The sequence below is a fragment of the Thalassospira lucentensis genome, assembly GCF_001613805.1.
GTDB classification, from domain to species: Bacteria; Pseudomonadota; Alphaproteobacteria; order Rhodospirillales; family Thalassospiraceae; genus Thalassospira; species Thalassospira lucentensis_A.
In genome coordinates this window covers 429,415-450,248 of sequence record NZ_LPVY01000005.1, presented here as the reverse complement: position 1 = coordinate 450,248, position 20,834 = coordinate 429,415, and the positions used below count along the sequence as shown (strand labels likewise).

Annotated in this window: 20 protein-coding genes; 6 read left to right on the top strand and 14 right to left on the bottom strand. The window is 56.4% G+C overall.

Features of this window, described 5'->3' with window-relative positions; all coding sequences use genetic code 11:
• Positions 1 to 5: 5 nt before the first annotated feature.
• The 5 genes from AUP42_RS21355 to AUP42_RS07380 form a co-directional block, all read right to left on the bottom strand.
• Positions 6 to 248 (bottom strand): hypothetical protein, encoded by a 243-nt coding sequence (locus AUP42_RS21355; RefSeq protein ID WP_156484575.1) that lies wholly within the window; start codon positions 246 to 248, stop codon positions 6 to 8.
• 129 nt (positions 249 to 377) lie between these two features.
• Positions 378 to 1,976 (bottom strand): gamma-glutamyltransferase family protein, encoded by a 1,599-nt coding sequence (locus AUP42_RS07395; protein WP_062950342.1) that lies wholly within the window; start codon positions 1,974 to 1,976, stop codon positions 378 to 380.
• An 18-nt stretch (positions 1,977 to 1,994) separates the two neighbouring features.
• Positions 1,995 to 3,515: a tripartite tricarboxylate transporter permease gene (locus AUP42_RS07390; protein ID WP_062950340.1), complete on the bottom strand. Its 1,521-nt coding sequence runs from the start codon at positions 3,513 to 3,515 to the stop codon at positions 1,995 to 1,997.
• A 17-nt stretch (positions 3,516 to 3,532) separates the two neighbouring features.
• A complete protein-coding gene (locus tag AUP42_RS07385) occupies positions 3,533 to 4,084 on the bottom strand; it encodes a tripartite tricarboxylate transporter TctB family protein (protein WP_062950338.1) in 552 nt (183 codons plus the stop codon).
• Complete coding sequence (locus AUP42_RS07380; protein WP_062950336.1) at positions 4,081 to 5,025, bottom strand: tripartite tricarboxylate transporter substrate binding protein; 945 nt, start codon at positions 5,023 to 5,025, stop codon at positions 4,081 to 4,083. Before AUP42_RS07380 ends, AUP42_RS07385 begins: the two co-directional genes overlap by 4 nt.
• A 238-nt stretch (positions 5,026 to 5,263) precedes the next feature.
• Here AUP42_RS07380 and AUP42_RS07375 point away from each other — a divergent pair, with 238 nt between their 5' ends.
• A complete protein-coding gene (locus AUP42_RS07375; protein WP_062950334.1) occupies positions 5,264 to 6,097 on the top strand; it encodes a sulfite exporter TauE/SafE family protein in 834 nt (277 codons plus the stop codon).
• 113 nt (positions 6,098 to 6,210) lie between these two features.
• On the top strand, positions 6,211 to 6,882 hold the full coding sequence (locus AUP42_RS07370) for a FadR/GntR family transcriptional regulator (protein ID WP_062950332.1): 672 nt from the start codon (positions 6,211 to 6,213) through the stop codon (positions 6,880 to 6,882).
• Between the two features lie 34 nt (positions 6,883 to 6,916).
• Here the strand turns inward: AUP42_RS07370 and AUP42_RS07365 are convergent, their stop codons facing one another.
• The 5 genes from AUP42_RS07365 to AUP42_RS07345 form a co-directional block, all read right to left on the bottom strand.
• Positions 6,917 to 7,672, bottom strand: coding sequence for an aspartate/glutamate racemase family protein (locus AUP42_RS07365; protein WP_062950326.1), 756 nt, complete (start codon positions 7,670 to 7,672; stop codon positions 6,917 to 6,919).
• On the bottom strand, positions 7,669 to 8,496 hold the full coding sequence (locus AUP42_RS07360; RefSeq protein ID WP_062950324.1) for an ABC transporter permease: 828 nt from the start codon (positions 8,494 to 8,496) through the stop codon (positions 7,669 to 7,671). The genes AUP42_RS07365 and AUP42_RS07360 overlap by 4 nt, the downstream gene beginning before the upstream one ends.
• A 1-nt stretch (position 8,497) precedes the next feature.
• Positions 8,498 to 9,343, bottom strand: a complete 846-nt coding sequence (locus tag AUP42_RS07355) for an ABC transporter permease (RefSeq protein WP_223304904.1) — start codon at positions 9,341 to 9,343, stop codon at positions 8,498 to 8,500.
• A 97-nt stretch (positions 9,344 to 9,440) separates the two neighbouring features.
• Positions 9,441 to 10,757, bottom strand: coding sequence for an ABC transporter substrate-binding protein (locus tag AUP42_RS07350; protein WP_062950322.1), 1,317 nt, complete (start codon positions 10,755 to 10,757; stop codon positions 9,441 to 9,443).
• A 27-nt stretch (positions 10,758 to 10,784) separates the two neighbouring features.
• Positions 10,785 to 11,870, bottom strand: coding sequence for an ABC transporter ATP-binding protein (locus tag AUP42_RS07345; protein ID WP_037988293.1), 1,086 nt, complete (start codon positions 11,868 to 11,870; stop codon positions 10,785 to 10,787).
• A gap of 315 nt (positions 11,871 to 12,185) precedes the next feature.
• Between AUP42_RS07345 and AUP42_RS07335 the strand changes: the two genes are divergently transcribed.
• Positions 12,186 to 12,917 carry a GntR family transcriptional regulator gene (locus AUP42_RS07335; protein ID WP_062950318.1) on the top strand — a complete coding sequence of 244 codons (732 nt, stop codon included), beginning with the start codon at positions 12,186 to 12,188 and terminating at the stop codon, positions 12,915 to 12,917.
• 560 nt (positions 12,918 to 13,477) lie between these two features.
• Complete coding sequence (locus AUP42_RS07330) at positions 13,478 to 15,055, top strand: aldehyde dehydrogenase (NADP(+)) (protein WP_062950316.1); 1,578 nt, start codon at positions 13,478 to 13,480, stop codon at positions 15,053 to 15,055.
• 101 nt (positions 15,056 to 15,156) lie between these two features.
• On the opposite strand, the gene chrA is transcribed toward AUP42_RS07330, so the two are convergent.
• The 3 genes from chrA to AUP42_RS07310 all read right to left on the bottom strand — a co-directional run bounded on the left by chrA (position 15,157) and on the right by AUP42_RS07310 (position 18,510).
• Positions 15,157 to 16,524 (bottom strand): chromate efflux transporter, encoded by a 1,368-nt coding sequence (gene chrA, locus AUP42_RS07325; RefSeq protein WP_062950314.1) that lies wholly within the window; start codon positions 16,522 to 16,524, stop codon positions 15,157 to 15,159.
• 1 nt (position 16,525) lies between these two features.
• Complete coding sequence (locus AUP42_RS07320) at positions 16,526 to 17,344, bottom strand: chromate resistance protein ChrB domain-containing protein (RefSeq protein ID WP_062950312.1); 819 nt, start codon at positions 17,342 to 17,344, stop codon at positions 16,526 to 16,528.
• Between the two features lie 716 nt (positions 17,345 to 18,060).
• Entirely contained in the window at positions 18,061 to 18,510 is a 450-nt protein-coding gene (locus tag AUP42_RS07310) for a PaaI family thioesterase (protein WP_062950308.1), read from the bottom strand.
• A gap of 232 nt (positions 18,511 to 18,742) precedes the next feature.
• Here AUP42_RS07310 and AUP42_RS21350 point away from each other — a divergent pair, with 232 nt between their 5' ends.
• Together AUP42_RS21350 and AUP42_RS07305 are read left to right on the top strand one after the other, a co-directional pair.
• Positions 18,743 to 18,919, top strand: a complete 177-nt coding sequence (locus AUP42_RS21350) for a hypothetical protein (protein WP_156484574.1) — start codon at positions 18,743 to 18,745, stop codon at positions 18,917 to 18,919.
• A gap of 100 nt (positions 18,920 to 19,019) precedes the next feature.
• Entirely contained in the window at positions 19,020 to 19,952 is a 933-nt protein-coding gene (locus AUP42_RS07305) for a LysR family transcriptional regulator (RefSeq protein ID WP_062950306.1), read from the top strand.
• A gap of 15 nt (positions 19,953 to 19,967) precedes the next feature.
• On the opposite strand, the gene AUP42_RS07300 is transcribed toward AUP42_RS07305, so the two are convergent.
• Positions 19,968 to 20,768: a CbiX/SirB N-terminal domain-containing protein gene (locus AUP42_RS07300; RefSeq protein WP_082824700.1), complete on the bottom strand. Its 801-nt coding sequence runs from the start codon at positions 20,766 to 20,768 to the stop codon at positions 19,968 to 19,970.
• Positions 20,769 to 20,834: the final 66 nt, after the last annotated feature.

Genomic DNA, 20,834 nt, shown 5'->3' with positions numbered 1-20,834 from the left:
CCGAGCTACTGGTGACACGCTTTTGAAATCTGTACATATTTCCCGTCTGAGTTTCCCGACTGATCAGCGAATTTCCCGCTAAAGATGTTTTTGCTTAAAGAACGGGGCAGCAATGTGACAGCATATTGATAAGAATCCGGTTCTGCCAGCATTTCAAATTCCGTATTCTGCGTCTTTACGCCTGTCCTGACCAGACTCAAAGCGGCATTTTTGCATGGGGTATCCCCCTGAAATGCGGTGATTTCCATCTTGACGAACCGAAAAATATTAGCGGTTCAAAATATCGAATTTTCATAAGAAAAGGCCGGTCAAATTAATGACCGGCCTTTCCCTCAGATGAATTAAGGGGAGCTCATCTGAATTGGCGATACGCGGGATTAATACCCGACCGCACATCCATCCTTGCGCGGATCAGAACCCGCGACATAACCGGCATCGGTTTTCGCAATAAGCTGCGCACCACCAAAACCGAAATTGGTGCTGTCGGGTGCTTCAACCTTGATCGCGTGCCCCTTGGCTTTCAGGGCATCAATCACATCCGCCCCGACCGAGGACTCAACAGCAACCTCAAGCCCGGAAAGCGCCTGCCAGCGCGGCGCATCCACCGCCGTTTGCGGGTCCTGCCCCCAAAGCTGGGTCCGCAGTGTCATCTGCAAATGGCCCTGTGACTGCATCGGGCCGCCCATGACACCAAAGCTCATGACCGGATTGCCGTCGTCCCCCATCAGGAAGCCCGGAATGATTGTCTGGAACGGGCGTTTGCCACCGGCCACCTGATTGGGATGACCGTCTTTCAGGGTGAAACCGAAACCGCGGTTCTGCAGGCTGATTGATGTGCCCGGAACCACAACACCAGACCCGAACCCCATATAGTTCGACTGGATGAACGACACCATCATGCCGCTTTCATCCGCCGCCGTGACATAGACCGTGCCACCATGCTTTGGCGCACCCGCCTTGAAATCCTGCGCCTTGTTGGCATCAATCAATGCCGCACGGGATTTCAGATAATCATCCGACAGCAGATGTTCGACCGTCACATCACGCATGTGATCCAGATCGGCGACATATTCATGCATATCCGCAAAGGCGAGTTTCATCGCCTCGATCTCAAGATGCAGGGCCTCAACCGAGTCCGGTGCATAATCGGCAATGTTGGTATGACGCAAAATGCCCAGCGCAATCAGGGCCGAAATCCCCTGCCCGTTTGGCGGGATTTCATGCAGCTTGACCTTGCCAAAGCTTTGCGAAATCGTTCCGACCCAGTCGGTTTTATGATTGCCAAGGTCTTCCTCGGTAAGCACCGCGCCGTTTTCCTTGGCAAAAGCCGCAATTTTGGCCGCCAGCCGACCGCGATAGAAACTCTCGCCACCGGTCTCGGCAATATCCGTCAGGCTTTCCGCAATCGCACGGTTGATGAACAATTCACCCGCCTTCGGTGCCTTGCCACCGGGCAGGAATGCCTCGGCAAAGCCCGGCTGCTTGCCCAATACATTGCCACCCTTTTCCCAAAGCGTTGCGATGATCGGCGACACGGCAAAACCACGGCTGGCATATTCGATGGCCGGTTCAAACAGTTTTTCAAACGGCAGTTTGCCAAACTTGTCGGAAATCTCGCGCCAGGCCGAAACCGCCCCCGGCACGGTCACCGATTCCCAGCCGCGTTGCGGCATGGCATCCGCCCCGGCAAAGCGTTCCGGCGACCATGCCGCAGGCGCACGTCCCGATGCATTCAGGCCATGCAGTTCCTTGCCATCCCAGATGATCGCATAGGCATCCGAACCAAGCCCGTTGCCGGTCGGCTCAACCACCGTCAATGCGATGGCAGACGCCAGCGCAGCATCGGCGGCATTCCCGCCCGCCAGCAACATGCGCAAACCGGCCTGTGCGGCCAATGGCTGGGAAGTCGAGACAACATTGCGCGCAAGCACCGGCGACCGGCGTGAGGCATAAAGCGCGTCATGACGAAGTTTCATTGGAGTCTCCTAATCGGCTTAATCGCCGTCCTGTTCATCGGTGGCGGGACGGTTCTTTTTACGCATTTTAAGGATGGACCGGACGCTGAAGATAACCGACAGCAACGCCGCCGCCAGAAGGATGGCTGAAATCGGCCGGGTAAAGAAGGTTGTCCAGTCCGGATCGCTCATCAATGCGCGGCGCAGATTGGTTTCGGCAATCGGCCCCAGGATCACGCCCAGCACCAGCGGTGCCAGCGGATAATCAAGGCTTTTCAGGCCATAACCAACCAGACCGATAATCCCCAGAAGATACAGGTCCGTCACCCGGTTATTAAGCGCGAACGCCCCAATAACGCAGCAAATGATGACCGTCGGCACGATGAACTGTTTGGGGATGTCCGTCACCCGCAGGAACAGGCGCATGGATGCGACACATACCACCAGCATCATCAGGCTGGAAACGATCATGGCAATGAACATGCCATAGGCCAGATCGGCATGATCCATGATCAGGCGCGGACCAACCGAAATGCCATGCACCATCAATGACGCCATCAGAATGGCATCAACCGCGGACCCCGGAATGCCCAATGCAATCATCGGGATCAGACCGCCACCCGCCGTGGCAGAGTTACCCGCCTCGGACGCGACCACACCATCGGCACAGCCTTCGCCGAATTTTTCCGGGTTTTTGGAACTGCGTTTGGCCTGATCATAGGCCAGCAGGTTGGCGATGGATCCACCCGCACCCGGCAACGCCCCAATCAGAACCCCGATCATCGAAGACCGGAACAGATTGACCGGCGCCATCAGGACTTCGCGCATGACTTTCCATGTCTTGAAGTCGATCACATCGGGGATCAGGGCCTGATTGGTCTTCTTGCCATGAATTTCGACTTCGCTCAGAAGCTGGCTGATCGCGAAAATACCAATCAGAACCACAAGGAACGGCAAACCCGGCATCAAAAGATCGGTGTCAAAGGTCAGGCGCGATTTACCCATCATCGGGTCCGGGCCGATGGTCGCGATGCCAAGGCCAATGACGCCCGCGATCAAACCACGGATTAACGAATTCCCGACAAGGCTGGCAACAATCGTCAGCGCAAAGACGATCAGCGCGAAATATTCCCACGGGCCAAGCTTGACCGCAATCAGTGCCAGCGGCGGGGCGGCAACGATCAGAACGATGGTCGAAATCACCGTCCCGAAGAACGACGCCCACACACCCAGTGAAAGGGCCCGGCCCGGTTCCCCCTTGCGCGCCATCGGAAAGGCATCAAAGGTGGTCGCAACCGAACTCGGTGTTCCGGGAATCCCCAGAAGGGCGGCACTGATCAGGCCACCGGTATAACCCCCGACATAAACCGACAGCATCACCGAAACACCCTGCAACGGTTCCATCGCAAAGGTCAGCGGCAGGGTCAGAATGATTGCCATTGTCACGGTAAAACCGGGGATCGCCGCGGCAATAATCCCGGCAACCGACCCGATCAGCATGTATGTCAGGGTATCAAAGGCAAATACCTGATGGGCCCCGGCAAGAAACGCATCCAGCATAATTTAAACTTTCCCGCCTAACCCGCGAACAGAACGCCGCGCGGTAAGAACACATTGAAAACTTCTGCAAACAGCAGGTTCAACCCGACCGAAAAAATCAGGGCGGCGATGATGGACTGAATGACGGTTCGTCGCGAAACACCCGCAATCATCAACTGCGCAATCAGCAGAAAGACAAAGCTCGCAAGCGAGAACCCGGTCCAGGGCATGACACCAAGATAAACCGCGAACAGGACAAACAGACCAATCGATACCCGCCGCACATAAAGCCACTGGGTAAAGGCAGCACCCACACCCGCAAGGCCCCCCGCCCGCACGATTTCAATGATCGAGCGAACAGCCGCAATCAGGCAAAGCACCGCCAGCAGGGCAAAAACAAGCTTGGGGAATGTGCCCGCCCCCAGCGGTTCCCAGCGTGACGTCGGCAAACCTGCCGCCATCGAGGACAGAACAACAGAAACGCCACCAAAAACGATATAGGAGATCAGCCGCGCCAATTCGGTGCGGGCGCGCGAAGCAGCGGATACACCTGTATCCGCTGCTGCTGCCTCCGTCACCTTGACGGTCATCCTTCGAGCTTGCCTACAAGCTTCGCGATGGTCGCGTTCAGCTTATCAAGATAGGCGCTGTATTTTTCCTGACCATAAAACACCGGATCGGCACCGGCATTTTTCATCAGCTTGATCACGTCTTCGCGCTGCATGACCTTTTCGATATGGGCTTCAAGCGCATCAACGGTTTCCTGCGGCGTACCTTTCGGAAGAACCACACCACGCGTGATCACCAGCTCGGCATCCATGCCAAGTTCCTTAAGGGTCGGAACATCCGGTGCATCATCGGTACGTTCCTCGGTACCAACGGCTGCATAAATCAGATCACCATTGTCGACGAACTGCTTGGCAGACGAAATATCGCCAATCGCAATATCGATGTTGCCACCCATCAACGCACGGATACGCTCACCCGTGTCGGTATACCCGACATAGGAAAACTGAAGCCCCATGGCTTCTTCGATCATCGCGATATGAACATGCGGGATCCCGCCCAGTGTCACGCCGGCACGAACGGCACCCGGGTGTGCTTTGGCGTAAGCAACCAGTTCTTCAAAGTTCGAGAAATTGTCGTTCTTCGAAAGCGTCAGATACTGCGGCGATGACGCCACCAGCGCGACCGGGATAAAGCTGTCCCAATTCAGCTCGGTGATCCCGGTCTGGTTCGATACCAGAAGACCTTCGTGAATCTGCGAAATGGTATAACCATCTGCCGGGCGTTTGGCGAATTCGGCAAGGCCGACATTGCCGCCCACGCCGGGCATGTTGATAACCGGTACGGCCTGACCGGTTTCTTCGGTAAGGCCCTGGGCAACGATACGCATCAGCGTGTCACTGCCACCACCCGGGCCCCACGGCACGATAAATTCAATCGGTTTTTCGGGATAGCTCTGCGCCTGCGCGGGTGCGGCAAAGGCAGCGGCCATCAAACCGGCGGCTACGGCAATCTTGCGGAACATCTGTTCTGCCTCCTGATGAGATTTGATACCTGAGTCTGAACCAATTTATATTTGGTTTGTTCATTTTGTCGCCATATTGTTGGCATTCTTGCATTTGGTTCGCAACTATTAAATCTGGTTAATGCTGATTAATTGCCAGATTAAGCTGATTAACAGCGCAAAACATTTGCCAACTACGACCAATCAGAGTTAGTACCAATACACCTAGATAGTCATTATTGGTTTGGATTGGTTCATCATGATTGAAATCGAAGGCACCATGAGCCTGTACCTGCTGTGGGGTGCAGCAATGCTGTTTGCCGGCATCGTTGGCGGCATCATGGCCGGGCTTCTGGGCGTCGGCGGCGGCATCGTCATTGTGCCGGTGCTGTATCATTTCCTGACCACCATGGGTGTGGATGAAAGCCTGCGCATGCAGGTCGCGGTTGCCACCTCGTTAACGACAATTATCGCCACCGCAGTTTCATCCACCCGAAGCCACTATAAAAAGGGCTCGGTCGATATCGCCCTGCTCAAACACTGGGGACCGGCAATTGTCGTCGGTGTCCTGATTGGCACCGCGATTGGCGGTTTTGCCGATGGCCGGGTTCTGACCATCGTGTTTGCCGTCGTGGCCCTGCTGGTTGCGGCCAATATGATTCTGGTCCGGGATCGCGAAACCGATACCCAGAAAAACCCGCCCAAATCCGTCTGGGCGATACTGGGTGTGATCGCAGGCAGCCTGTCGGCCATGATGGGCATCGGCGGCGGCACGATATGCGTGCCGGTATTAAGCTTCCTTGGATATGACATCCGCCGTGCGGTCGGCACATCAGCCGCAATCGGCCTGATCATCGCCCTGCCCGGCACCATTGGTTATGCCATGTCCGGCATTGGTGTCGACGGACGCCCGCCCTTCTCGCTGGGCTATGTGAACGTGCTGGCCGCAGCCCTTCTGATCCCGATGACGGTTCTTTTCGCACCGGTTGGCGCACGCATCGCACATTCCATCCCCCGGCGGGCCCTTCGCATCTGTTTTGGCCTGTTTCTGGCCATCACATCATTGCGCATGTTCTATGATCTGATTTCCTGATATCTGATTGGGATTGATGCTGCTCCGGACCGATGAAACCGCAAGGGTGCAAAACGCGGGCAACGGGCCAGAACAGATAAGATTTAAACGTCCAGATAACGATAAAAAAAGCCATGAATGACATAGCAACCCAGGGGTTGGCAGAAAAGCTGAGAACAAGCTTCGCCGCGGGAGAATTCGTCAAGAACGGGCGCGTCATCGCCGAACGCGAATTGGCCGAACAGCTTGATGTCGGGCGTCGTGCGCTGCGCAAGGCACTGGATCAGCTTGAATCTGACGGCCTGATCTGGCGTCGTCAGGGTCAGGGCACCTTTGTCGGCACCCCGCCCACACCGCGCCTTCGCAAACTCGAAGGACTGGCCACCCGAACAAGCCCGTTTGAAATCATGGAAGTCAGGCAGGAGATCGAGCCATCCATGGCCCGGTTTGCCGCCCTTCGCGCCTCGCAGGCCGATATCGACACCATGCGCACCATGATCGAAAACGCTGCCAAGGCCCAAAATCAGGGCGAATATGAAAAATGGGATGCGGCCTTTCATCAGAAACTGGCCGAAAGTGTCCGCAACACGCTGTTTCTGGCAGTGTTCGAAGCCGTAAGCGCCGTCCGGCGCGAAGCCGCATGGGCGCGCATGCGCGAAAGCAGCCATTCCGATCGCCTGATCAATGACCTAAGCGCCCAGCATCGCGAAATCGTCGATGCCATAGAACAGCGCGACCCCAAACGCGCAGAAGACGCCATGCGGCGCCATCTGGTTCAGGTCGAACAGGCGTTAAAGCAAATCTGACCGAAATCCGGCCCCGACTCTCTCACGCGACCGATCACGCCACCGGGGCAAACTCGGCAAATATCCCATCATAGGATTTGACCGGCGGGCTGGCATAGGCCCCCGCCTTGCTGGTCTGAAGCCCAAGCATCCCCATCGCCTCGATCAGCTTGACCGCCGCACTGACCCCGTCAATCACCGGCACGCCAAGCTCGGCCTGCAATCGGTCGGCAATATCGGTCATCCCGGCACAGCCCAGCACAATCGCCTCGGCACCATCTTCGGCAAGGCAGTTTTCCGCCGAGGTTTTCAGCGCCAGATAGGCCATATCCGCATTCTCGCCCTCGAAATCCAGTGTCCGGACACCCGCCGCCCGCACCACACATTGCGAAGATGCCCCATATTTCGACACCAGATGTTCAAGCGGACGCACCGATACCGCCATCGGGGTGACGATGGCAAAGCGCGATGCAACGATGGCCGCAAACCGAAGGGCCGCCTCGCATAACCCCATCACCGGTGCCTTGGTCAGGCAACGCGCGGCATCAACACCGGTGTCATCAAAACACGCCACGACATATCCGCTGATCTTCCCGCCCGATGCCCCGTCCGCCTCAAGCCCGCGCATCGCCGCAAGCAACCCGACACTGGCAAACGCCTCGTCATAGTAACCCTCGATACTGGCCGGGCCGAATTTGGGGTTAAGCGCCAAAACCTCGGTTCCGGGTGCCACAATACGGCGCGCCTGCAAACCAACCTTCTCGGTAAACCCTACCGACATATTGGGATTGATAACCGCGATCCGGGTCATGCCTTTTGCCCCTTGCGATGCCGCAGGATCAGGACCGAACCGAGCGCAATGGCAATCACCACAAACGAAAAGCCCGTCGTCACCGTGCCCAGCGCATAAAGCACTGGCGTCGTCACGTTGGTCGTCATCCCGTAAATCTCAAGCGGCAGGGTATTAAGTGCGCCCGCCGTCATCAGGGTCCGGGCAAACTCGTCATAGGACAGGGTAAAGGAAAACATCGCGACCCCAATCAGGCTGGGGGCCACCATCGGCAGAACAATATGCCAGATGGTCTGCCAACTGCTCGCACCCAGATCGCGTGCCGCTTCCTCATAAGACGGATCAAACCGGTTAAACACCGCAAACATGATCAGAAGCCCGAACGGGAAGGTCCATGTCAGATGCGCGCCAAGGGCCGATGTAAACCATTGCGGTTGCCAGCTCACGATATTGAACAGCAATCCGATGCCAAGCGAAATCAGGATCGACGGCACGATCAGGCTGGCAATCGCCAGATAGAAAATCACGCTGTCCCCCTTGAACCGCTTGCGAAACGCAAGCCCCGCCATAAAGGACACCAGAACCGTCACCACCATGACAATCAGGCCAAGTTTAAGGGATCGCAGGAACGACCCGCCAAAATCCCCGACCGCCTGCTGTTCAAACAGATTGCCGAACCAATGGACCGAAAATCCATTCATCGGGAAGGTCAGACCGCCATTTTCACCCTGAAATGACAGGATAAAGATCGTCAGCATCGGCCCATACAGGAACAGCACAAACAGCGCAAAGAAAGCCGCCAGAAAATAGAAACTTGTCGGGCGCTTTTCACGGGTCTTCGCCATCTCAAAGCTCCTTCCTGATATCGACCATGCGCAGCAACGCCGTCACAATCAAAAGCACGGTCACCAGAAGAACCACCGCACTGGCCGCCGCCGCCGGATATTGCAGCAACCCGATCTCATTGGAAATCTGAAGCCCGACCGACGCACTCTGCCCGCCGCTCATCAAACGCACCGTGATGAAATCACCCATCACGACCGTGATGACAAAGATCGAACCGATTGCAATTCCGGGCTTCGATAACGGCACAATCACGTGGCGCAGGGTTTCAAACCCCGATGCCCCGGCATCACGGGCGGCCTCGATCAGGGAACGGTCAATGCGCATCATCGAATTGAAAATCGGCACGACCATAAACAGGGTGTAAAGATGCACATCCGCCAGAACGACCGCAAAATCCGAAAACAGCAGGAATTCAAGCGGTTCATCCACAATACCCAGCCCCATCAGGGCCGAATTCAAAAGCCCGTTGCGCCCCAAAAACGGAATCCACGAAATCATGCGAATGATGTTCGATGTCCAGAACGGGATCGTGCACAACATGAACAGAACAATCTGCCATGTCAGGCTGCGCACATGGAACGCCAGGAAATAGGCAACCGTAAACCCGATCAGAAGGGTAAAGCCCCAGGTCAACGCGGCATATTTGAATGTATTAAGGTAAATCTGCCAGGTTACTGAAGACCCCAGCAGGTATTTGTAATTTTCAAAAATGAAGTCGGGCAGAATGCGGTATTCGTCATAGTCCCAGAAACTGACGACAATAATCGTCAGCAACGGCACGACCAGAAAGATCGCAAAGATCAGCGCCATCGGCGAGATCAGGAAATACGACGATCGCTTGGACATATCAAACGCCATTGTCTGCCCTTTGAACCGGAAAAATCATCAGGGAAATCAGGATATCGGGCGCAACCGAAGCTGCGCCCGACCGAATTGAAACGCCTTATGCGGCGATGAATTCGTTCCACTTGCGGACCATGTGCTTGTTCTCGTCCATGACAGAGTTCCAGCACGCAACCGATCCCATGCGTTCCTCGTACGAGCCGCCATCGCGAACCGCACCGGCCTTTTCCATGACCTTGCCATCCGGGCTAAGGATATCGCCCTGGGCTTCCTTGCCTTCCATCCAGAAGCCCCATTCGTCTTCGGACATGAATTTCTGTGCGGTTGCCGGGGCGGCGCTGTAATAACCCTGACGGTTAAGATACGCCCCGACCCAGCCCGACAGGTACCAGTCGATATATTCATACGCCGCCTCAAGTTCGAGGCCGGTAAGGTGCTTGGCCAAACCAATGCCGCCACCCCATGCACGATACCCTTCCTTAAGCGGCTGGTATTTGCACGCAATGCCCTTGGACCGAACGGCGGCAACCGCCGGTGACCACATCGACTGGATCACGACTTCGCCCGATGCCATCAGGTTGACCGACTCATCGAAGCTCTTCCAGAAGGCGCGGAACTGACCGGCTTTCTTGGCATCGATCATGATCGCAATCGTCTTGTCGATTTCTTCCTGGGTCATGTTGCCCTTGTCACCATAGGTAACCTCGCCCATGGCTTCGCAAACCATGGCCGCATCCATGATCCCGATGGACGGAATATTCAGGATCGATGCCTTGCCCTTGAATGCCGGATCAAGCAAATCGGCCCAGCTATTGATCGGGCGTTCGATCAGGTCCGGGCGAATGCCCAGCGTATCGGCATTGTAAATCGTCGGAACAAGGGTCATCCACTGGGTCGGTGCAGATGCAAATTCAACGCTGTCGGCACCTTCGACGAAGCCAACCGTGTGCGGTGCCGTGCCCTGTGCGATCTCGGAATCCGGGGTCAGTTTGCCGTCGATGAACAGCTTGGAGATATACTGATAGTTTTTAAGCTTGGTGGTATCCATCGGCTGCATGGTGCCCGCCGGGAAAACCTTCTTACAGATCCAGTATTCGATATCGGCAATATCAAACGATTTCGGCTGGGTGACCGCACGCTGCGCAACCGCATCGGAATCAAGGGCCGTCATCTGAAGCGTGAAGCCAAGGTCTTCCTTAACCTTGTCGGCCACCGCGTTGATGTTTGAAACACCCGTGCCGAACTGGCGCAACGTCACATCCTTGATGTTCTGCGCCCAGATGGTCGGGAAACCGGTGATCGCACCTGAACCAATCGCGACACCGGCAGTCGCAGCCGCCCCTTTAACAAAACCGCGGCGGGTGACTTCCTTGGTGGAAAGCAGGTTTTTCGTCGTTTTGGAATTGTCGGTCGTCATGTGAAGCTCCTGATAAATGATGTTTTTTTAGGCCAGAACATGCGCGTGTTCGGGTTTCCAGTAGGCGATGAACTTTTCCTTCCGGCGCACGGGCGCCTGCCGAAATTCGCTTTCGGTCTTCATCAGGGTGATTTCCTTGCCGTCATTGGTCGTCGCCACAATCCGCACCCAAAGGCCGAGATACTCGACCGTTGTGATTTCGACGGGAATCTGACCATTTTCGGCATCACCGGGTGCTGTTTCACCCAGCCCGATCAGGTCGGTACGAATTGTGAATTCAAGATCCTCGCCCGTGGCGCCATCACCATATCCGGGCAGGAAGAAACTATCGGGACCCCGGGTCAGAAGCGTGCCCGCCGGGCTGCTTTCCGAAACCGTTCCCTTGAAGATATTCTGACCGCCCATGAAATTGGCGATGAAGCGCGAACGCGGCTTGTTGAATATTTCCTCGGGCGTGCCTTTCTGGCGAATGACACCGTCTTCCATGACAACAACCATGTCCGAAAGCGCAAGCGCCTCGTCCTGGGCATGGGTGACATGGACAAACGTGATGCCAAGCTCCTGCTGAAGGCGGCGCAATTCATCGCGCATCCGCGCCCGCAGGAACGGATCAAGGGCCGAAAGCGGCTCGTCCAGCAACAGGACGGAGGGCTGCGTGATCAAGGCACGCGCAAGCGCAATGCGCTGCTGCTGCCCACCCGAGAGCTGATCGGGCTTGCGATCCGCAAACTTTTCCATATGGACGCGCGCCAGCATTTCCTTGGCCCGTTCATTGCGCTCAGCCGGGGAAATGCCCTGCATCCGCAGGCCGAACGCGACATTTTCCATGCAGGTCATATGCGGGAACAACGCATAATTCTGGAACATCATGGCCGTGCCACGCTTGACCGGCGGAAGCTCGGTCACATTGCGATCCCCGATCAGAAGATCACCTTCGCTGATCACCTCATGCCCGGCAATCATGCGCAATGTCGTGGTTTTGCCGCAGCCGGATGGACCAATCAGGCAGCAATAGGCCCCTGCCGGTATTTTGAGGTCGATCGATTTGACTGCGATGGTACTGCCGTAATGCTTACTGACAGCGATCAACTCAATGGCCCCGTTACCCTTCATGCGCCCACCCGTTACTGCATGCAAAATTGTTAACAATCCATATTTTTGATTGTAGGCAAATTGCATGCCACTTTCAGGATCGGCAGTTTTGCGGGACGTTCACCCGAAACCATAGGGCGACGAAACCGGCCAATGCCCGATTCATACGCAACTTGTGCGCAATTTTTGCACAGCAACATTCTTTTGATTAAACCGCGGGCAATGCCGTTGCGACTCATCCAAAACGATTGCCGCATTTTTTTGTTTTGCAGATCGTCAACAATTTTGTAGAAAAGAATTGACCCCTCGAATGAACAACCGGAAAGATGCGCCGCGATGGCCAACCCCGCACAGCCCACCCCCTATAAAGGCAGCGGTAAACTTCGCCCGGAAGAATTGATCTATCAGGAAATGCTTGGCGCCATTCTTGACCGGCGGCTGGAACCGGGCATGAAACTGATCGAAGAAGATCTTGCCAAAACATTCTCGGTCAGCCGGGCCCGCATCCGGGCCACCTTCTTACAGCTCGCCCATGACAAGCTGATCAATCTGGTCCCCAATCGCGGGGCCTTCATCGCCGAACCCACCATAGACGAGGCGATCGAGGTCTTTTCCGCCCGCCGCATGATCGAAGACGGCGTGGTGCGTAAAATCGCCGCCAAGATGACGCCCGACCGCGCAAACCAGATCCGCGAGCATCTGGAACGCGAACATCAGGCCCACCACGCAGGCGACCATCGCGCCGCCATCATCCTTTCCGGGGAATTCCACCTTTTGCTGGCCCGCCTTGCCGGCAATCTGGTGATCGAGGAATTCCTGGAACGCCTGATCCTGCGCAGCTCCCTGATCATTGCGATGTATGAAAGCCCGCAACCGGTGGATTGCTCTCACTCGGAACATGAAACGCTGTTAAACGCCCTTCTGGGCGGCGACCCGGACGCAGCAGCCGCCGAAATGGCCAAACATCTTGATGCCATCCGCGACCGGTTACAGCTTCAACGCCCCAAACCAGCCAAAACCGATTTCGCCAGCATCTTTGGCCGAAATCCCAAATCGGTCGCCAGCTAATCCGGCATCATCCGCCGGGATTTTTCAAATATCAGCACCCGCCATCGGCTTCCGTGAAGCAGAAGGCGGGCCGCGCAGCTTCCGCCCGGACACGATCGCAATCCGTGGCCGCAATGCGCGGCACGGCACGGGCATACACGCCCGCAGGCTACTGACACAGCATTCCCAACCAGATCGTCATTCCCGCGACGGCGGGAATCCAGTCTCTTTCAATGGGATATGAATTTCGGGTCTGCGCGCCGCTTCGCCCGGAATGACGATTTTGATCCATTCCGGGCTTTGTCAATAATCTGAATTCTGGCGGGCACACACGCCCGTGGCTTTCTCTGATCAATTATAATTGTATAAATTATCCAATAATGCTTAACTGTTTGAATCTCTGCTTGCGGCTGCTGACGGCATTTTTGTCATATAATATGATATTTACATCCCATCCCCGATTTCTTAAGCTGCCGCCGAATAAAACCGCGTAAATCGGGCGTTGCAGGATTACCGATATCCACCGTCCAACCCTTTGCACGGTATCATCATACAAACACGCCAACCCCACAGGAGGCTCCATGCTGAATGGACAGCACTATATTGCAGGCGAATGGCTGAACGGTCCGGATGTGTTTCAGGCCGATAACCCGTCGACCGGCGAAAAACTGCCAACAAAGTTCCAGCACGGCACCGAGGAACTGGTGGATCAGGCGGTTCAGGCGGCAAATGCCTGTGCCGAAGAATTTGCGGCGATGCTGCCGGCCAAACGCGCGGCCTTCCTGCGCGCGATTGCCGATGAAATTGATGCACGCGGCGATGAAATCACCGAAATCGGCAATCTCGAATCTGCCCTGCCCGCTGCACGCCTGACTGGCGAGCGCGGCCGCACCGTAGGCCAGTTGCGCTTCTTTGCCGACTGGATCGAAGAAGGATCATGGTTCGAAGCCCGCATTGAAACCGCCCAGCCAGATCGTCAGCCCCTGCCAAAGCCCGACATCCGCGTGATGCACAAGGCCCTTGGCCCGGTTGGGGTTTTCGGCGCGTCAAACTTCCCGCTGGCATTTTCGACCGCGGGCGGTGACACCGCATCGGCACTGGCTGCGGGTTGCCCGGTCGTGTTCAAGGGTCACGCGGCCCATCCCGGCACGTCCGAAGTCGTTGCCAAGGCCATCGAAGCCGCAATTAAAAAAACCGGCATGCCCAAAGGCGTGTTCAGCCTGATCCATGGTGGCACCCGCAAGGTCGGTCAGGCGCTGGTCGCCCATCCGCTGATCAAGGCGGTTGGCTTCACCGGTTCGACCGGTGGTGGTCGTGCGCTGTTTGATATTGCCGTTTCCCGCCCGGAACCGATCCCGTTCTATGGCGAACTCGGCAGCAACAACCCGGTCTTCCTGATGCCCAAAGCAATGGGTGCCAAGGCGGCTGAAATCGCCAAGGGCTGGGTCGGATCGCTGACCATGGGTGTTGGTCAGTTCTGCACCAATCCGGGTCTTTTGATCGCGCTCAAGGGTGCCGATCTTGATGCCTTTGTTGAAACCGCCGCGGCCGAACTCGGCCAGGTTGGCGGTGCCGCCATGCTGACGGATCGCGTTTCAAGCGCCTATCATCATGTCACCGATGCGATGGCCGGTCACGCCAAGGTAACCTGCGCACTTAAACGCCGCGACAGCGACGGCCCGTTCGAAGGCAGCCCGGCGATCTTCCGCACCACCGCTGCCGACTGGCAGGCCAACCCGGAACTGGCCGAGGAAATGTTCGGCCCGGCCGGCATCATTGTCGAATGTGACACGCCCGAGGAAATGGTTGCCCTGTCGGCAACCCTGATCGGGCAGTTGACCGCAACCATCCACATGATTGACGCCGATGCCGAACTGGCCGGGAAACTGCGCCCCGCCCTTGAAAAATGTGCCGGCCGCATCCTGATCAATGGCTGGCCGACCGGGGTCGAGGTCTGCCATTCCATGGTCCATGGCGGCCCCTATCCGGCCAGCACGGATTCCCGTGCAACATCGGTTGGGTCGCTCGCGATCAAGCGTTTCATCCGCCCGGTCTCCTATCAGGCCTTCCCGGATGCGTTGCTGCCCGAAGCCCTCAAGGACGCAAACCCGCTCAACATCCCGCGCCTTGTAAACGGCAAATGGCAGATGCCGAAATAAAGATCGCACTTACAGAAGAATAAAAGGGCGCGACCATGTACTGGTCGCGCCCTTATCTGTTTCTGGACCGGATTTGAAAATACGATCCTGTTCCACCGCGATCAGGCGATACCCGTCAATCTGGCCGCAACACCCAGTCCGGCACATAGCAGCAGCACCTGAATAGTGCCCATTCCCCGCCAGAGAACCGCCAGAAGTGCGGTCACGGTCAGTGCTGCCGCTGCCAGGTTTACCGACGAAAGAACCGGGATCAGCAGATCCAGTCCGGGTGCATCAAGCGGTTTGACTTCGGCAAACACCACATGAAGCCCGAACCATACCGCAAGGTTAAGGATGACCCCGACCACCGCGGCAGTAATTGCACTAAGTGCAGCTGTCAGGTTCTGGTTATTGCGCAGCCTTTCAATGAAAGGTGCACCAAGGAATATCCACAGGAAACAGGGCGTGAAAGTGACCCAGGTTGTCAGCAAACCGCCAAGAGTCGCTGCCATCAGCGGCGGCAGGGTGCCCGCATCGCGCAACGCCCCCATGAAACCGACAAACTGTGTCACCATGATCAGCGGCCCCGGTGTGGTTTCAGCCATGCTTAAGCCATCAAGCATTTCACCTGCCGCCAGCCAACCGAAATTCTGCACCGCTTCCTGTGCGACATAGGCCAGAACCGCATAGGCCCCGCCAAAGGTCACCACTGCCATCACACTGAAGAACCCGGCGATCTGGCTAAAGACATGGGCCGGGCCAAACGCAAGAAACAGCGCCCCAACCGGCACCAGCCAAAGGCCAAGCAGGATCGCTGAAACGCGAAAGGCCCAGGCCCGATTGACCTGTGTATGGTCCGGGGATTCTTCACCCAGCAGGGTGTCGGCATCGGCAACCTGAACTGCACCGATTTTCCCATGTCCACCGCCACTGCGAAATGCCGCAATATTCCGGCGTGCCGCAACATAACCTATCATTCCGGCGACAAGAATGATCACGGGAAAAGGAACCCCGAAGGCAAAGATCGCAACAAAGGCCGCAACCGCAATCGAGACCATCGCACTGTTTTTAAGCGCCCGCTTGCCGATCCGGTAAACGGCCTGGGCGACAATTGCCAGAACCGCTGCTTTAAGACCAAAGAAAAATGCCTCGACAATCCCCACATTGCCCCAGATCGCATAGACCCAGCTAAGCGCCATGATCGCGACCACACCGGGCAGAACGAACAAGACACCGGCAATCACACCGCCAAGGGTCCGATGCATTAGCCAGCCGATATAAACGGCCAGCTGCTGTGCCTCGGGACCGGGTAACAGCATGCAATAGTTAAGGGCATGGAGAAACCGCTTCTCGCCAAGCCATTTGCGCTCTTCGACCAGAATTTGATGCATCAGGGCAATCTGGCCCGCAGGCCCCCCGAAACTCAAAAGACCGATCCGCGCCCAGACCTTGAAGGCTTCGCTCAGGGTCGGATAATCAGATGATCGCATGTCATACCTGTGGCTTGTTGGTTGGCCAGTTGTGGTTTTCATGCGTGGCGTCACGCGCCCAGCGATAGAACGAATCATATAGCAGCATACCGGCGTCAAGTTGCTCAAGATCGTCGGAATACATGCGAGATAATCCAAGTGACGCTGCCAGAAGCCCGGCCGATTCCGGGGCGAGATCAAGGCGGGCGGTATCCGCCCCGCGCACAATCAAGGCAAGCCGGTCAAGGGCCGGTATAGACAAACCAAATTCCGCCAGCATCACATCGAAACTGCACAATTCGTCACGATGGCTCCAGAACACGCCTTCGATGTCAAACGGTACCGCCTGATAACGCTCTGCCACACCCAGAACTTCTGCCGGGGCGACAAACAGAATAACGGCACGCGAATCAAGAAACCGCCGGATCAACCAAGGACAAGCAATGCGGTCAATTTTCGGACGTGATCGTGTTACCCAGACTGTCCGTCCCTGAGAATCGCGCGCGGGCAGCTTCTCCGGGCGAATTACCGGATGTCCGTTTGATACCCAGTCTTCAAAGCCGCCTTCCAGGTATTCCGATGGACAACCTTCCGCACGCAGCCATGCCGCGGTTCCCTGACTGCGTTTATGTCCGGCCTGACAGATCACAATGGAACTTGTCCCGGCGATGCGTGATGCCAGTTCAGACAATGCAGTATCGTCCACCCGGATCGCACCGGGTATCAGATGCGGATCGGCGTTGAAGTCTTCGTCGGATCGAACATCAAGAAGCAGTGGCACGCGGGGCGTACCGATGATTTTGGAAAGTTTGTCGCTGGAAATCGCGTTGGGCGCAGGCATATGCGTTCCTCCTTTGCAGGCTTGAATTGGAACGCGATCTTTAGCTGGCGCCTCGTGGGGAGTTCGCGTTTCCCCATAGACCTAGAAAACGCGAAGCCATGGAAATAGTCAAGACCAAAGCAAAATCGATCAGATCGCCGGTTTGCCCGGCGGCGGGACAAAACTCGGGCCTCCAGCAACCGTCGCCAACGGACCATCATCGGGCTCTCTGCCGCCTCGGCGTCCAGACAAACCTCGGGCGTTCGCCATCTTCACCAGCAGACGGACTTCGGGCATACTGACCCCAACCTGTCCACCACCGACGGGCCGCAATCCGATGCCGCCACTACTACCATTGCTTCCTCTTTCGGCAAATCCGGGGTCCATTCCCCGACAAGACGCACCTCTCCTGTCATGACAAATAAGTGTGTTCGAAACCTGTTAGACCCAGCCCAGAATGCCGCCGTAATGGCTCCGCCATCCGCCGGTCAATATCCTGCGGAGGGCCCCGCTGCCCTGCCTCAATCTTTGCCGTTGCATCCTGACCCCCTCTTCGATCCGGCCCCAAACGCAAAAACCCGCGAGGCTCAGGGCCTTGCGGGTTTCGATCCGGGTGCATTTCTCCCGTTGACTTGACTCTTATGGCATAATTAAAAGAACAAATCAAGAACTTTTTGAAAAACTTACATAGCGTCATAGGCCGCCCCCTCAGGGACCGTCCTGTATTTCCATAACCCCTATGCGTCGCGCGGCACCCCGTTCGGGTCCTCGCTACCGCGATGGTATTTGAAGGTGCCGGTCGCGGTCGCGATCACCTCGCCCGCCGCGTTATAGGCGGTGGCTTCGGTAAAGACGATCTTGCGCCCGCCGCCCTGTTTGCGTCCCTCAACCCGCACCGTGCCGCCGGTTGCCATCCCGATGAAATTGGTCGTCAGCGACAGGGTCAGCGATTTGCGGACATTCCCCGGAACGGCGCAGTAACAGACAGCACAGCCCGACGCCGTATCCATCAGGGTCGCAATCACGCCCCCATGCAGGATGCCTGCCCGATTGCGGTGATGATCCCTGATTTCAAGCTCGACCACCGCACGGTCTTCTTCCCATTCAACAACCTGATAGCCCAGATAAGCCTGAAGCCCGCTACCATGCGCCTGTTCCCAGGCAAGATTGTCATTCACATCACTCATAGCACGACCTCTGGTAAATCCTGTTTGCCAAGCTATAGCAGATAAATCCAACATTTTGGACCATGCGCGTTTGGCAATGTATTGTGCATTGCGATATAAATTTATCAATCAATATCAATTACTTATATCTATCGTTCTCCAAACAAGAACGGGATAGCGGTGAAACGAGAATAGTGGGTTCAAACGGCTTCTGGTACATCTGAAATCACCCCAGACGCAAAGGAACCTAACCATGGCAACGCTTGCACTTAAAGACACCACCACCATCGAACGCGAAGTTCGCGTCAACTGGTTCACCAACCTTGTTCATGCGCTTCAGGTCGCCGTGATCATGAAAGCGTCGAAAGCACGCACCCATGATGAACTGATGACCGAGTGGAACAATGCATGGCGTCAGGTCGAGGGCTAATTCACCCTCTCTGACCCTGCGGGTTTGAGGATTGGCATCCAAAAGATGCTGACAATTCATCGCCCTTGACGGTTTCAACCAAACAACCGAAAACGGTTGAATGCAAAAGTTTGATATCGTCACGATCCGGTTGTTTGTCGCCATTGTGCGCGCCGGAAGCATCAATGAAGCCGCCCGGCGCGAACATATCGCGACATCGGCTGTAAGTCGCCGCATCGGCGAACTTGAAGCCATGCTTGGCGTCAAACTGCTGCGCCGTCTGCCCCGCGGTGTCGAACCGACGGAAGAAGGTGCGATTTTCGCGCGCTACGGCGAAAAGCTTCTGGGTGATCTTAATCACCTGTCAAATGAGCTGCGCGATTTCAACAGCGGCGAAAAGGGCAAGATTTATCTTGCTGCCGTGACCTCGGCAATTCTCACCGGACTGCCTGCATTTCTGGCCGATTTTCAACGTGATTTCCCCGATGTGACTGTCGATGTCCGTGAACTGACATCGCGCGAGTCATCTGATGCGGTGCGCGAAGGTCGTGCCGATCTGGCGATCATGGCCGATAACGGCCCCTGTCAGGGTTTGTCGAACCACGTCTTTTGCGACGACCCGATCTGGGTCGTGACCCCCAAGGGCCATCCGCTGATCCCCGATCAATCCAACCCGGCCCCGGTTACCTTTGCCGAAGCCGCAAAATACGACATCATTTCCCTGCATGAAGGCGGCGTTATTGATGACCTGATCAGCGAGGCGGCGGGCAAGCTGCATCACGACATGCACCCGCATATCAAGGTCATGCGTTTCGGATCCTTGCGCCAGATGATCGCAGCCGGACTTGGCATCGGATTTCTGCGGCAAAGTTCGGTCGCAGGTTACATTGATCACATGAATATTTCCGGCGCACCGATTGCCGATAGCTGGGCCAAACGCCAGTTGCTGATCGTGCATGACGGTGAGGATACCCTCACCAGTTCCGCCAAAATCTTCCGCGATTATCTGCTTAAAAAGGCATCCGAAACCAAGGTCAAACCGGGCCTTGGCTGAACGGGTCGCGTGACCTTAAATCAGACCAGCACCGTTCTCGATCCGGCTCTTGGCAATCGGGCGATGCAGCCCCTTTGACCGATCAGGCCTATGGCGCACAAACCTTGCTGCCTCTGCCAGGATCAGATCAGGCAATTCCGCCCATTCGCCAATCGGGTCGAGTATTTCAATCGTCTCGCCCGGTTGTGCCGCAATCATTTCCGGTAAATCCGTGCAGGCATGCATGCCACCGCCTGCGAGCATCGGCACAATCAGCGCATGCTTGCGTGACCCGACTGTTCGCCAGTCCCGCAGTGACGGATCGCCTTCGATATTGCCAATGCAAATCTCGCTTTCGGCACAGGCGCTGCCAAGTTCTTTGGCAAATCTGACGGTTTCCGGCAGTGGCTCGGTCAGGGTTTTCAGACCATGCGGCACCAGAAATACCGATGTTTCCGATCCATCCCAGCCACGCCGCGACAGGGCGGCCTGAACATGGCGGGCAACCATGGCCGTAAAACCCGGCAGGTTGATTGCAGGCGGCAGGATAACCGCACGATCAAGTCCTGCATCGCGCAAATTGCGCGGCAGTTCCTTAAAAACCAGATATCCTTCGCTGAAAAACAACGGAAAGACGATCAGCTCGTCTGCTTCGTGATCGCGCTTCAGCTTTGCCAGTTGATCGGGAACCGACGGTGTGCTGCGCATATAGCCATGGCGTACCGGCCCGGCCCAAAGATCGCGCACGGCAGCCGCCAGCGCCGCCGCAGGATCGCCGCCATTGCCGCTGTTACCATGTGACACCATCATCAGGGTCGGCATGCCAAAACTCGTCATATCCATGTACCACCAGGGCCTGATCAAAACCTAATAACTGGTACGTGGACTGCAAGGGTTCGGATT